This is a genomic window from Pyxidicoccus trucidator, from assembly GCF_010894435.1.
Taxonomy (GTDB): Bacteria; Myxococcota; Myxococcia; order Myxococcales; family Myxococcaceae; genus Myxococcus; species Myxococcus trucidator.
The window spans coordinates 261,524-274,967 of the sequence record NZ_JAAIXZ010000008.1; the positions used below are offsets into that span (position 1 = coordinate 261,524).

At 70.8% G+C, this 13,444-nt stretch carries 11 protein-coding genes; 7 read left to right on the forward strand and 4 right to left on the reverse strand.

The features are described from left to right. Window positions 1–99 precede the first annotated feature (99 nt). Window positions 100–1,356 (forward strand): serine/threonine-protein kinase, encoded by a 1,257-nt coding sequence (locus G4D85_RS23405; protein WP_164015673.1) that lies wholly within the window; start codon window positions 100–102, stop codon window positions 1,354–1,356. Window positions 1,357–1,366: 10 nt separating this feature from the next. On the opposite strand, the gene G4D85_RS23410 is transcribed toward G4D85_RS23405, so the two are convergent. Next, window positions 1,367–2,686 (reverse strand): hypothetical protein, encoded by a 1,320-nt coding sequence (locus G4D85_RS23410; protein ID WP_205525667.1) that lies wholly within the window; start codon window positions 2,684–2,686, stop codon window positions 1,367–1,369. A gap of 247 nt (window positions 2,687–2,933) precedes the next feature. Here G4D85_RS23410 and G4D85_RS23415 point away from each other — a divergent pair, with 247 nt between their 5' ends. Further along, entirely contained in the window at window positions 2,934–4,166 is a 1,233-nt protein-coding gene (locus G4D85_RS23415) for a type IV pilus twitching motility protein PilT (RefSeq protein WP_164015676.1), read from the forward strand. Window positions 4,167–4,231: 65 nt separating this feature from the next. Next, window positions 4,232–5,317, forward strand: a complete 1,086-nt coding sequence (locus tag G4D85_RS23420; RefSeq protein WP_164015678.1) for an alpha/beta fold hydrolase — start codon at window positions 4,232–4,234, stop codon at window positions 5,315–5,317. Window positions 5,318–5,369: 52 nt separating this feature from the next. Here G4D85_RS23420 and G4D85_RS23425 read toward each other — a convergent pair whose 3' ends face one another. Beyond that, window positions 5,370–5,651 (reverse strand): hypothetical protein, encoded by a 282-nt coding sequence (locus G4D85_RS23425; RefSeq protein ID WP_164015681.1) that lies wholly within the window; start codon window positions 5,649–5,651, stop codon window positions 5,370–5,372. Window positions 5,652–5,772: 121 nt separating this feature from the next. Here G4D85_RS23425 and G4D85_RS23430 point away from each other — a divergent pair, with 121 nt between their 5' ends. Further along, window positions 5,773–7,419 carry a DUF1800 domain-containing protein gene (locus G4D85_RS23430; protein ID WP_164015683.1) on the forward strand — a complete coding sequence of 549 codons (1,647 nt, stop codon included), beginning with the start codon at window positions 5,773–5,775 and terminating at the stop codon, window positions 7,417–7,419. 76 nt (window positions 7,420–7,495) lie between these two features. Beyond that, entirely contained in the window at window positions 7,496–8,743 is a 1,248-nt protein-coding gene (locus tag G4D85_RS23435) for a DUF1501 domain-containing protein (RefSeq protein WP_164015686.1), read from the forward strand. Window positions 8,744–8,780: 37 nt separating this feature from the next. On the opposite strand, the gene G4D85_RS23440 is transcribed toward G4D85_RS23435, so the two are convergent. Beyond that, window positions 8,781–10,358, reverse strand: coding sequence for a right-handed parallel beta-helix repeat-containing protein (locus G4D85_RS23440; RefSeq protein WP_164015689.1), 1,578 nt, complete (start codon window positions 10,356–10,358; stop codon window positions 8,781–8,783). Window positions 10,359–10,517: 159 nt separating this feature from the next. Between G4D85_RS23440 and G4D85_RS23445 the strand changes: the two genes are divergently transcribed. Continuing rightward, window positions 10,518–11,327, forward strand: a complete 810-nt coding sequence (locus tag G4D85_RS23445; protein WP_164016092.1) for an alpha/beta hydrolase — start codon at window positions 10,518–10,520, stop codon at window positions 11,325–11,327. A 47-nt stretch (window positions 11,328–11,374) separates the two neighbouring features. Here G4D85_RS23445 and G4D85_RS23450 read toward each other — a convergent pair whose 3' ends face one another. After that, window positions 11,375–12,673: an SGNH/GDSL hydrolase family protein gene (locus G4D85_RS23450; protein ID WP_164015691.1), complete on the reverse strand. Its 1,299-nt coding sequence runs from the start codon at window positions 12,671–12,673 to the stop codon at window positions 11,375–11,377. A 56-nt stretch (window positions 12,674–12,729) separates the two neighbouring features. On the opposite strand from G4D85_RS23450, the gene sitA6 reads away from it, so the two are divergent. Then, window positions 12,730–13,440, forward strand: a complete 711-nt coding sequence (gene sitA6, locus G4D85_RS23455; RefSeq protein WP_476705375.1) for a SitA6 family polymorphic toxin lipoprotein — start codon at window positions 12,730–12,732, stop codon at window positions 13,438–13,440. Window positions 13,441–13,444: the final 4 nt, after the last annotated feature.

Sequence of the window (13,444 nt, forward strand, 5' to 3'; positions counted from 1 at the left end):
GAGTCGTGCGGGCCGGGTTCACCCCCAGCCGGAAACTGATTATTGACAAGGGCTGGGGGGTTGAGCGGGCCAGGGGAGGCCCTGTTATTCAGGTGGCCCATGACGGACACGCTTCGCTACGCCCCGGACACGCTGGACGCCACGGTCCTCTCCCAGAACCCCCGGAGCGGACCCGCGCCGACGCCCGCCGCCACCTCGCGCCGCAACACGGTGCTGCCCCGGGTGGAGTGGAATGGGGAAAAGGCGGACCTCATCCCACCCCAGCGCGAGCGCTTCGAGGAGATGCGTCCCCTGGGCCAGGGCGGCATGGGCGAGGTGGTGCTGTTGAAGGACCACGACATCGAGCGGCTGGTGGCGCTCAAGCGGCTGCCGGAGGGCGCGGACGTCGACCGGGTGCTGCGCTTCGTGGAGGAGATTCGCACCGTCGGGCAACTGGACCACCCGAACATCGTCCCGGTGCACGACGTGGGCATCGACGAGCGCGGCCGGTACTTCTTCGTGATGAAGCACCTGCAAGGCGACACGCTGGAGGCCATCATCTCCCGGTTGCGGAAGGGCGACCGGGCCACGCACGAGCGCTTCGGCTTCCGGGCGCGGGTGCAGGTGTGCCTCGGGGTGCTCAACGCCGTCGCGTACGCGCACCGCAAGGGCATCATCCACAGGGACTTGAAGCCGGCGAACATCATGGTGGGGCCGTTCGGTGAAGTGACGGTGATGGACTGGGGCCTGGCGCGGCTGGTGCGCACGCCGGCGGTGAGCACGCCCGACAGCCAGGGCGTCGCGGCCCGCATCCACCCGATGCCGGACGTCGCGCGGGTGGGGCTGAGGGACTCGCCCTCGCTGCGCACGCAGGTGGGCTCCGTCATCGGCACGCCGATGTACATGTCCCCGGAGCAGGCCCGAGGCGAGCAGGACCGGCTGGATGCGTGCAGCGACGTGTACAGCCTGGCCGTGCTGTTCCACGAGCTGCTGTTCCTGCGCCACTACCTGGACGGGCGCGAGTCGCTCGCCGACATCCTCGACGGAGTGCAGAAGGTGACGCCCGCCGTGGGTGCGCTCCAGTCGAATCCGCACCAGCCGCCCGTGCCCGCGGAGCTGTCGTGGTTCGTGGCGAAGGGGTTCGAGAAGGAGGCGGCGAAGCGCTACCAGTCGGTGGAGGAGATGATTGGGGCGCTCCAGGACCTGCTGGAGGGGCACATCGTGGTGCAGTGCCAGCGAACGATGGTGAAGCGCGGCCTGCACGAGGTGCTTCGCTTCGTGGACCGGAACCCGGTGGGCGTCATCGTCGGCGGCATGCTGGGCGCGGCGGTGGTGCTGGGCTCGGTGGCCTACACGCTGGTGTCCCTGCTGGGCTGAGCGCGAGGCCTCACGTCGCGCGGGTGCCCGGGTGCCAGCGCTCCAGGTGCCTCGCGTGCGTGGGCAGGTACGCGCCGGGCTGGAAGTGCGTGTCGTAGAACTCCAGGTCCAGGTGGTGGGCCTGGAGGTAGGTGAGGCAGAAGACGCTCGGCACCGTGCCGGGGAACTTGCCGAACCTGTCGAGGATGACCTGGGCCATGTGGGCGACGCACTCGCGGAACCGTGCGTCGTGGACCTTGGCGGCGCCGCGCACACGGGGGCTCTCCTTCCAGGCGCCGGGGGTGCCGGGGTTGAAGGGGCCGCCCTTGGAGAACTTGCGCTCGCACAGCGCGTCCACCGCCGCGCGCATGTCCGGGTAGTGGGGCGGGCAGAAGGCCTCGAAGACGCCGGGCAGGCCCGTGGGGTTGGGCATCGTCCAGCGCGAGTCCACGTCGAAGCGGAAGCGCAGGCCGGGCGCGCGCGGGTCTCCGGTGGCGCCGAGGATGGTGTGCCGGTCGATGCCGTCGAACATCCACCCGCCCAGGCCCATGGCCTGGAGCATCAACGCTCCGGCGTAGCAGCTACAGGCCAGCTCGGCCGTGGCCTCGGTGAGGATGTACTGCTCGACGTAGGAGAAGGGGAAGGGCGCGTCCACGTTGACCAGCCCGCGGAAGCGCTCCATGTCCGGGAAGGGCTCGCCGTGGACGTCATCGAAGAGGCAGTAACCGTTCTGCACGAGGAAGCAGAGGCCGGCGAGCATGTGCTGCGCCAGGTCCGCCACGGGGATGACGAGCATGGAGCCGGGCACGTTGGCGCACCACGTGTTGTGGCCCTCCATGAAGGGCTCCTCGCGGGGGAACTGGAGCCGGCCCGAGTCGAGCTTGCGGATGCGGCCCCGGTGGGCCTCCAGCAAGTCGTCCAGGTCGAAGGAGCCATCCTCCTCCTTCTCCGCGAGCGCGGGCGCGTCGCGGGTGGCGAAGAGGTAGACGCCGCTGTCGTCGGTGAAGAACAGCTCGCTGGTGTGGAAGCCGGCGGCGGAGGGGAAGGTGCGGCCTCCCGCCGCGCCCGCGTAGTTGGGAAAGTGGGGCGCGTAGTGCGCGTTCCGGGTGATGGCGTAGTGCCAGCCCGTGTTGCCGCCCGCCGCCAGCAGCAAGAGCAGCTGCTCCAGCTCGCTCAACGGCATCGGTTCCTGGTGCGAGGTGTGGGCCAGCGGCCCATCGGGAATGGACGCGCCCATGGAGAAGCGGCGGGCGCGGCGGCCGAGCAGTGCCTGGAGCAGCGGGAAGGAGAGGACGTCTTCGAACCCAGCGGGCAGTGAGGGCCGGGCGGAGCCGGGAGCATCAGCGGGCACGAGAACCTCCAGGGGGCCAGGAGCAGGTCGTGCGGGTGGAGGGTGCGGTGGCCGTATGTGACGGGCAGGCGAGTGGGCTGGCGGACGGACGACAGCCTTCCCAGGGCGCGGGGACAATCTGTCCCGGCGACCGTTGTCGCTCCGCCAATCCGGCACGTGAGGCTGTTGCGCTCCGGACGGCACTCCCTGAGGTAGTTGCCCGGCACGCCGGTTGCTCCAGTGTGGCGAGTCAGGAGGGATGACCCGCATGGAGCTCGAAGCCATCATCCGCCGCGCCCGGGAGCAGGGGGCCAGCGACGTTCACCTGGAGGGCGGCATGCCCATGGCGCTGCGCGTGCGAGGGACGCTGAGGCTGGTGGGCGAGCCGGTGCCTTCCTCCACGCTCACCGCCCTGGCTCGCGAGGTGGTGGGCGAGGACGGCTGGCACGAGTTCCTGGAGCGTTGCTCCTACGACGTGTCGCGCACGTTGGAGGGCCAGCGCATCCGCATCAACGTGCTACGGAGTGCGCGAGGCGTGGGCTTCGCCATCCGCCTCCTGTCCACGTCGCAGGCGACGCTGAAGCGATTGAACCTGCACCCGGACCTGCGCCGGCTCGTGGAGCCGACCCATGGGCTCGTCCTGGTGAGCGGGCCCACGGGCTCGGGGAAGACGTCCACGCAGGCGGCGCTGCTCCAGGAGCTGAACCTGGGCGAGGCGCGGCACATCATCACCGTGGAGAGCCCCATCGAGTATGCGCTGGTGCCCCGGCAGTCCTTCATCCGGCAGCGCGAGGTGGGACGGGACACGCCGTCCTTCGAGCAGGCGCTCATCGACGCGATGCGGGAGGACCCGGACGTGTTGATGGTGGGGGAGATGCGCGAGCCGGAGGTAATGCGCCTGACGCTGAATGCGGCGGAGACGGGGCACCTGGTGCTGGCCACGGTGCACTCGGCCAGCGCGGGTGAGGCCCTGTCGCGGGTGGTGTCCGCCTTCCCACCGGAGATGCAGGCGGCGGTGTGCGCGCAGCTCGCGGACTGCCTCGTGGGCGTGGTGTGCCAGCGGCTGCGCTACCGGCCGGAGGTGGGCCTGCGCGTGCCCGAGTGCGAGGTGCTCATGGCCAGCACGGCGGTGAAGAGCATCGTCAGGCAGGGGGCCTTCTACAAGATTCCGTCGGCCATCGAGACCGGCGCCGCCGACGGCTGCTGGTCCTTTGCGCGCTACGCGGACTGGCTGGCGAAGAAGACGGACTGGAGCCAGCCCACCCCCGCGCCCGAGGACGCTCCGGCGCCCGAGCCCATCGACGAGCTGCGTGCCACGCCCATGGCCCGGACCCGGCCCGCCACCGTCACCCGACTGCCGCCGTCAGCGGCGAGGCCGAAGCGGAGTCCGCCGCCCGCCGAGTCCCGGCCCGGGGAGGAAGGCGTCTTCGTCATCCAGGGGGAGCAGGACGACCTGGTGTCCCTCATTCGCGAATTGGAGGGAGGCGGCTCCCGGGAGTGAGCGACAGGGCTTCCGCTCGGGCGGGCGCTGGTCGATTCTTGCGCCCACTTCCTCGGAGCCACTGGATGACGACCCCGAACCTGCTGCCTCGAAGCGCATCCCTGAAGGTCCCCACGTCCCGCCTCCGGGTGCAGCACCTGCTGGTGAGCGGTGCTCCGGACGGGGTGCCCGTGCTCTTCATCCACGGCAACGTGTCCTCCTGCCGCTTCTACGAGGAGACGCTGGCGGCGATGCCTCCGTCGTTCCGCTGCCTCGCGCCGGACCTGCGTGGCTTCGGGGAGACGGAGCGCGCGCCCATCGACGCGACTCGCGGCGTGGGTGACTTCGCCGATGACGTGCACGCGCTGCTGGAGCATCCGGACCTGCTGCCCGCGGGGAAGCAGGTGCACCTGGTGGGCTGGTCCGCGGGCGCGGGCGTGGTGATGCGCTTCGCGTTGAATCACCCGGAGCGGGTGGCCTCGCTGGTGCTCCTCGCGCCCATCTCCCCGGCGGGCTATGGCGGCAAGAAGGGAGACACCTCGGTGGCCCCGTGCTGGCCGGACTTCGCGGGCTCGGGCGGCGGCACGGTGAACCCGGAGTTCGTCCGGCGCCTCCTCGCGGGGGACACGTCGGATGAGAACGACGCCTCGCCGCGCACGGTGATGAACCGGTACTACTTCAAGCCGCCCTTCCGCCTGGAGCGCTCGCGGGAGGACGCCCTCGTGGCGGAGATGCTGAAGATGGGCGTGGGCGACGACTTCTATCCGGGCAGCCGCGAGCCTTCCGCGAACTGGCCGGGCGTGGCGCCCGGGACTCGGGGCATGAACAACGCCATCTCCGGGAAGTACTTCGACGTGCGGGACTTCCCCTCCATCCCCACGCGGCCTCCGGTGCTCTGGGTGCGCGGCGCGGATGACCAGATTGTGTCGGACACCTCGCTGTTCGACTTCGGCTTCCTGGGGCAACTGGGCGCGGTGCCGGGCTGGCCTGGAGCGGACGTGTATCCGCCGCAGCCCATGGTGCGGCAGATGCGGGCCATGCTCGACGCGTACCGGCGCCAGGGCGGTCACGCGCGCGAGGAGGTGCTGCCGGGCGTCGGCCACTCGCCGCACCTGGAGGCGCCGGAGGTCTTCCGCTCGCTGCTGCTGGGCTTCTTGAAGGACGGACGCTGAACGGGCCTGACAAGGTCCGGCCAGCGCCCCTCACCACCTGACTGGCTCCGCGCTACTGGCAGTCGTTCGGACAGGTCTGACTGGTCTCCCCGGCGCTCGCGTTACAGTAGTTATCGCCACAGCCGATGTACGGCATGCAGGCGCCGAACACGTCCCTGCAATAATCCACGTAGTAATCCCGAATCCAGTCCACGGGCTCCGCGTTTGCCCGGTCCATGCAGGCACTGTACTCCGCCAGGCAGGCATCCTCCTCCTGCGCCTCCGCGGGAGCGGCCCACAGCGCCGCCACGGTGAGGGTGGAAATCACGAGCCACACGCCTGTCTTCGCGGTCATCTCGATTCGCCTTTCGTTTCCTGTCCGTCAGGAACAGACGGGGTAGGTGAAGGAGCCGACGAGGTCGAAATCGATGCACGCGAAGTAACTTCTGGCCTCTTCCCGGGTTGAAACCTGCGACATGCGCCTTCTGTCCCTCTGGCCCCTGGTGGCCGTCCTGCTCTCGTGTGGGCACGGCCCGCACCCCGAGGGGGCGTCCGTCATCTGGACGCCGCCGCCCATTGATGAGGCACGCGCGGCGCACGTACTCAACCGGCTGGCCTTTGGCCCCTCGGCGCGGACCCTGGAAGAGGTGCGGTGGCTGGGGGTGGACGAATGGGTGGAGACCCAGCTCGCCCGCCGCTCCTCGGGGTCTACAGCGGCGTTGGAGAAGAAGCTTCAGGCGCTCCCCACGCTGACGATGTCGATGGCGGACCTGACGCGCGACTTCCCCCAGAAGAAGCAGCGGGAGCAGGCGCTGCTGGACGGACGCGAGCTTCAGCGCCCCGCGCTCATCGGCCTGGAGCTGTCCGCCGCCAAGGTGCTCCGGGCGGTGGAGAGTCCCCACCAGCTCGAAGAGGTGCTGGTGGACTTCTGGTTCAACCACTTCAACGTGTCGGCGGACAAGGGCGCGGTGCGGTGGATGGTGACGTCCTACGAGCGCGACGCCATCCGCCCGCATGTCTTCGGCCGCTTTCGCGACCTGCTCGGAGCGACGGCCCGTCACCCGGCGATGCTCTTCTACCTGGACAACTGGCGGAGCACCCGGGACGGGCTGCCCATGCTCCGCGCCGGGAGGAAGGACGCGCGGCCGGAAGCCGTGGCCCTGCCCGAGGACGAGGCCATGGCCGAGCACGAGGACGCGGAGGAGCCCGAGCCCCGCCCCGGCCTCAACGAGAACTACGCGCGCGAACTGCTGGAGCTCCACACGCTGGGCGTGGACGGCGGCTACACGCAGCAGGACGTGCGCGAGGTGGCGCGCTGCTTCACCGGCTGGAGCATCCGCCGGCCGCGCCGCGAGCCCGAGTTCCTCTTCCGGCGCCGGGCGCATGACGCGGATGAGAAGCACGTGCTCGGGCAGCGGATTCCCCCGGGAGGGACGCTGGAGGATGGAGAGCGCGTGCTGGACCTGCTGGCGAAGCACCCGGCGACCGCGCGTCACGTCGCGACGAAGCTGGCGCGGCGGTTCGTCTCGGACACGCCACCGCCCGCGCTGGTGGAGCGTCTGGCGAAGGTGTTCCTCGACTCGGATGGGGACCTGCGCACGGTGTACCGCGCGCTCTTCCAGTCACCGGAGTTCTGGGCGCCCGAGGTGCGAGGGACGAAGGTGAAGACGCCCTTCGAGTTCGTGGTGTCGGCGCTGCGGGCGACGGGGGCGGAGGTGACGGTGCGGCCCAGGCTGGTGCAGTCGCTGGCGAAGATGGGCGAGCCGCTCTACCGCGCGCCCGCGCCCACGGGCTTCCCTGAAGTCGCTGCTCCGTGGGTGAACAGCGGCGCGCTGGTGGCCCGGCTCAACTTCAGCCTGGAGCTGGTGTCCGGACGGCTGCCGGGGACTCGCGTGGCGCTGGAGTCGCTGGCCTCGCCTGCCAGCTCCTCGGTGGAAGGCCAGGTTGAGGCGCTCGGCAGGGCGTTGCTGGGAGCGCCGCCGTCGGCGGAGACGCGGGCCACCATCCTCGCCGCGCTGTCGAAGCGGGCGGAGGCCGCCAGCGCCGAGGGCGAGCCGAGCCCCGTGGACCTTCCCCTCATCGCCGGGCTGCTGCTCGGCTCGCCGGAGTTCCAGAAGCAATGAGCCCGCCACTCTCCCGCCGACACCTGCCGCGCGCCCTGGGCTTGTCGGGCGCGGACCTGCCGGAGTTCCAGAAGCCATGAGCCCGCCACTGTCTCGCCGCCACCTGCTGCGCGCCCTGGGCCTGTCGGGCGCGAGTCTCCTCCTTGCACCCGGCTTCCTCGGACGGGCGCTCGCCGCCAGTCCCCAGGGGCCCTCGCGTCGCGTGCTGGTGACGGTCTTCCTGCGCGGCGGCGTGGATGGACTGTCCCTGGTGCCTCCGGTGGAGGACGCGGCGTACCACCGCGCGCGCCCCGCGCTGGCGCTGAAGTCACCGGGGAGCGGTGCCGACGCCGCGCTCGAGCTGGACGGCCGCTTCGGCCTGCATCCAAGCCTCGAACCGCTGCTGCCCCTGTGGCGCGAGGGACGGCTGGCGGTGCTGCATGGCGTAGGGCTGCCGGTGCCCGTGCGCTCGCACTTCGACGCGCAGGACTTCGTGGAGTCCGGGACGCCGGGGCGGAAGGCGACGGCGGACGGGTGGCTCAACCGCGCGCTGGAGGGTGAAGAAGGTGGCGCCGCGCTGCGGGCGGTGGCGCTCCAGCCCACGCTGCCCCGGGCGCTGTTCGGGAGCTCGGGAGCGCTGGCGATGGGACGGCTGGAGGAGTTCCGCCTCCGGGGTGGAAGGCGAGGCGAGGAGGCCGCGAGCGGCTTCAGCGCGCTCTACGCGGGCGCGGTGGACGAGGCGCTGCGCACGACGGGGCAGGGCGCCTTCGAGGCGCTGTCCCGACTGGATGAGGACCGCCTGGCGAAGCTGCCCACGGACTCCTCCGTGGAGTACCCGAAGGGACCACTGGGACAGCGGCTCCGGGACATCGCGAGGCTCATTCGCGGTGACATGGGGCTGGAGGTCGCCGCCACGGAGATGGGCGGCTGGGACACGCACGCGGCGCAGGGCGCGGCGACGGGCGTGTTCGCCAACCGGTGCCGCGAGCTGGCGGGAGCGCTGTCCGCCTTCGCCGCGGACCTCGGGCCGAAGCTGGAGCAGGTGACGGTGGTGGTGCTGACGGAGTTCGGCCGCACGGTGCGGGAGAACGGCAGTCGCGGCACGGACCACGGTGTGGGCAGTGCCATGCTGATGCTCGGTGGAGGCGTGCGGGGAGGGAAGGTGTACGGGCGCTTCGACTCCCTGGCGCCGGAGCACCTCCAGGACGGGCGCGACGTGCCCTCGTGGACGGACGTGCGCGCGCCGCTGGCGGAGGCGCTGCGCGCGGCCCGGCCCGGCGTGGAGCTGGCGAAGGTGTTCCCCGGCTTCACCCCGCCCGCGCCGCTGGGGCTGTTCGCGGGGTAGCCCGTGAACAGCCCCAGGTCACGACTCCGGAGTGGCCTCAGCGCACGTCGATGGTGCCGATGGGGTCATTGGAGATGCGGACGCCGTTGCTCGGGCCGTCGAGGTAGTCGGCGACGAGGTTGTAGCGGCCCGGAGCGAACTGCCCGGCGCTGATGGGGAAGAGCTGCTGGTTCACCACGCAGTTGCCGTTGGCGTTCTGGGAGGTGAAGGCCGCTACCAGGGCGCCGTCCTGCCGCAGGAAGCGGAAGGTGGTGGAGGTGGACGGCTGCATCCCCGCGGCGGCGAGCAGCAGGCTCTGTCCCCGGTTCACGAACACCTGGCCGGCCGGATAGTTGAAGAAGGCGTGGCCGTAGTCGCCGCAGCGGCTGCTCCCCGGGCGGAAGCTGCTGGCCACGTTGGTGCCCGCGACTCCCCGTCGCAGCCCTATCTGGTCCGGAGCGTCCGCGTTGAAGTTCACATCCACGCAAGAGCCATCGCAGCCCGGCCTGCCTCGACCTGAGGTGAAGGTGTTGAAGTCCACCTTGTTGTGATGCGACGGGTTGACCAGCGACTGGAAGGAGCTGCGCACCTGGGCGCCGAACTCGGCGGTGCCGGCGCCGACGAAGCGGTTGCTCTCGAAGGTGCCGTACTGGACGCCGCACACCAGGTCGAGCCCGGAGCCGCCCTGCTGCCCATTGGCCCCGCCGAAGTCTCGGGCGTCATTGCCTCGGACCACGAGGTTTCGCAGCGGCAGTTCGTCCTGCACGTCCGTGCGGCCGCAGGCCTGGAGCTTGATGGCTCGCCCTTGCGAGCAGCCCGGGCAGTTGATGTTGGCCGCGCCGACCAGCGTGTTGCCCGTCACGACGGTGCCGCTGGAGTCCCCCGTGAAGCCGAAGGCCGGGCTGAAGTTGGAGACGGAGATTTGGAAACCGACGCGCTCGACGACGTTGCTCTCCACGCGGACGCTGGCCGAGTTCTCGATGGCGATGCCGTTCTTCCCCGCCGAGTTGGTGCCCACGTCCGCGGCGAAGCCGACGTCCCGGATGTCGTTGCCCCGGATGGTGCCGCGCGCCGAGTTGACGTACTGGACGCCGCCGCCATTGGCCCCGCCGCTCGTGTACTCGGGCGTGCCGAACTGCGAGCCCCGGATGCGGAGGTTGAGCACCTGCACGTCGTCTGACTTGTCGACCATGATGGCGTAGGCGCCCTTGTGGCCGCAGTCGCGCCGCAGCTCCTGCAGGTTGAGCCGGAAGTTGCTCAGCACCGCACCGGGGGCGCGCGTGACGTTGATGACAGGCTGGTACTGGCCGCTCGTCGAGCCCTGGGCAGGCACCACGAAGGGCGAGGCCTGGCCGCAGGCATACGTGGGCCTGAGGACGGACTCCGCGCCGACGCCCTGGAGCCGCACTCCCGAGGCGCGGGGGAACTCGATGGGGCGCGAGAGGCGGAAGACGCCGGAGCCCAGCACGGCGCGCCGGGCGTTCGCCAGGCAGGCGTTGATGGCGGGCGCATCGTCTCCACCCGAGGGTACGAGCGCGTCACAGCCTTGCTGGGCTTGGGCCGCGAGCGGCAGGAGGAAGAGGAGCGCGAAGGACGCGAGCAGCGCGCCCGCGCCGTGAAACCTGGAATGCGACATGGATGAGACCTCCGGTGCGTGGGACTTCGGTGGTGAAGCCACCAAAGCGGCTACGCGAGGACTTCCGGAGGTGGATGCGGGAGGGGCGGGGCCCGCCATGTGGCCATGCGGCGGACCGGGCGCGTACCCGGGGCCCGGATGAGGCAGACTGGCGAGCCAATGCCCCGGCTGCGCCGCATGCTCGTCATCCTGCTCTCCACCCTCGCGTTCTGCTACCTCGTGCTGTGCGTGGCTGCCTTCTCGCTCCAGCGCTCGATGCTCTTCCCCGCGCCCAGGGCACCGATAGCCCTCCCGCAGAACCAGGGCTTCAGCCGCCTGCCGCTGAAGGGAGACCTCTTCGCGGACACCTTCTACCTGCCCGCGCTTCCCGGAGCCCCGACGGTGGTGCACTTCCATGGCAACGGCGAGCAGCTCCTGGACCAGATGGACCTGGGGGGCCGGTTGCACGCGTGGGGCCTCGGCTTCCTCGCCGTCGAGTACCCCGGCTATGGCGCCTCGCCCGGCAGCCCCACCGAGGACGGCATCTACGCCGCCGCGGACACAGCCCTCGCCTGGCTGCGCGCCCAGGGAGTTTCCCCGGAGCGCACGGTGCTCAGTGGCCGCAGCATCGGCACCGGCGTGGCCGTGGAGATGGCGAAGCGTGGCCACGGCAGCCGGGTGATGCTCGTGTCGCCCTACACCTCCATCCCCGACGTGGCGGCCCTGAGCTTCCCCTTCCTGCCCACCTGGCTCCTCGTGAGGGACCGCTTCAACTCCGCCGCCAAGGCGCCCGAGCTGCGCTTGCCCGTGCTCATCATCCACGGCGAGCAGGACACGCTCATCCCGGTGGAGATGGGACGCCGGCTCGGGAAGCGCTTCCCCCAGGCCACGGTGGAGACGGTGGTGGGCGCCGGGCACAACGACGTCCTGGAGCGCTCCGGCACGAAGCTCGTGGACCGCATGGCCGCCTTCGCCCTCGGCGGTCCGTGAGCGCGGGCCCTCGCGTCAGTGCGGCATCGCTGGAGTAGCGCGCGGCCTCAGCGCGCGGGCTCCAGGTGCCAGGAGCCGAACATGCGGTCGAGCGTCGTCGGGTCCTCGTACGCCGCCGTCCCCACCAGCGTCCCTTCGCTGCCCATCACCGCCTCGTAGCGCACGACGCCCGACGAGTTGGCGCCGAAGGGCGCGGTGAAGCGCAGCTCCCCCTCCGGGCCGCGCTCCGCCCGCACCTGGAAGGGGCCTTCGCTGTTGCCGTCAGCGAAGGTGACGCGCAGCACCCCGGTGTACTGCGCTCCGGCGCGCGCCAGCTCCAGCCGCAGCTTCGCGGGCGACCGGCCCCACTCCTCGGGGTAGAAGCGCAGCTCGCCAGTCCAGGTGCCGGGGAGCGCCTCCCAGCGCACGCTCGCGCCGGGCGGGAGCGAGGGCAGCGTCCTCGGCGGCGGAGCCTCGATGACCGCGCCGCGGGCCTTCAGTGCCTCGACGGCCTGCCACGCGGCCTGCTGGAGGATGCGCGCCGTGGGCTCGGGGAGGGAGACGAGGGCGATTTCTCCGCCCTCCGGCTGGCCGTCCGGAATGGCGACTCCACGCACGGTGGAGCTCAGCCCCTCCGGGGAGCGGCCGAAGAGCGTCGCGTACAGGGTGCAGGCCGCGAGATAGGTGCCGGCGGGAGTGGGGTGGCTCCCATCGTCGAGGTACAGCGGGATGTCGGGGTGTTGCTCGCGCACTGTCTTCCAGGCGAGCCCCATGGGCGTCACGGTGGCGCCCAGCTCACGGCCCAGCGAGAGGAACGCCTGGTTCAGCCGGGCCTGGGCCTCCGGGGCATTCCGGCGAGACCACGTCAGCGCGAGGACCGTCTTCGCGCCCCGCTGCTTCGCCTCGTCGTGGAACCTCCGGGCGTACGGGGAGAGGAGGCGCTCGGGGTCGTTGATTTGCTGCCGGCCGTCCACCAGGAGGACTCCCAGCGTGCTCTGCTCCTGGAGGACGACGTGGCTCCAGCCTCCCTCGCGGATGGCCTCCGCCGCCCTGCCGCCGTCCCAGTGCGTCTTCAGCCGCGCGCTGCCCAGGAGCACCCCACGCGTCTCGATGCGCTCCGGCGGGGACGCGGAGGCGGCCAGCGCCTCCAGCACCCGGGGCAGGTTGTTGTAGTAGGTGTAGCTGTTGCCGATGAACAGCACCCGCGTGGCACGAGGCGCATCCGCGCGGGGCTTGCACGAGGACAGCCACGCGCAGCCCGCGACGAGCGCGAGGAGCAACACACGTCGCGAGGTGCTGGCGCCCTGGGACTTCGGATGGCGAAGGCGGGAGATGGCGTCGAAGTCGGAGAGCCAGACGGAGGGCATGGACGTGGAGGATAGCGCCGGACCGTCCATTCGCTTCTGGTAGGGTCCGTGGCCCCATGGTGCGAGCCCTGCGAATGCCCTCCGCGTTGCTGGCGCTTGCCACGGTGCTGCTGGCCGCATGCGGCGCCAGTTCTCCCTCGCTGCGTGCGTGGGACGAAGCGGGTGGCACGGCTGCATGTGCGCAGGAGGATGCGGACCAGTGCGTCGCGATTGCCTGCGATGAGGAGGCCTGCGGAATCTTCAACTGCGGGGACGTGGCCTCGGAGGCCGTGGCGCGCGCGACGATGTCACCAAGCGTCGAGTTGGCGCAGGCGTACAGGACGCCCTGGCGCCCGCCGGCTTTTCGCAACTGGCGGAGCATGGGCATCCGGCCGGGTGCGCAGCCCCGGATGACGTTCCACTTCCGCTACCGCCAGGGCTTCCTGCCCGCGCTTCGACAAGAGCCGGGCAAGCGGGTCAAGCACCACTTGTTCCCGCAACAGGAGGAGCTCGCGAACTGGTTCAAGGACCGTGGTGTGGACATCCATCAATTCACGATGCTCATTCCGGAGCACATCCATCGCGAGATTCACGGTGCTACCGGGCGCGGTGGGAGGTGGAACCAGGCCTGGCGGGAATACTGGTTTGCGAATCGTGGGCGCGACGTGACTCCCTTGGAGCTTCATCGCAAGGCGGTTGAGCTGATCTTCCGCTTCGAGCTGACCGGCCCGGTCATGCCGTACAGCACCCGGGTGGATTCATTCGGCCCCAACATCCAGGCGCCCTGACAGT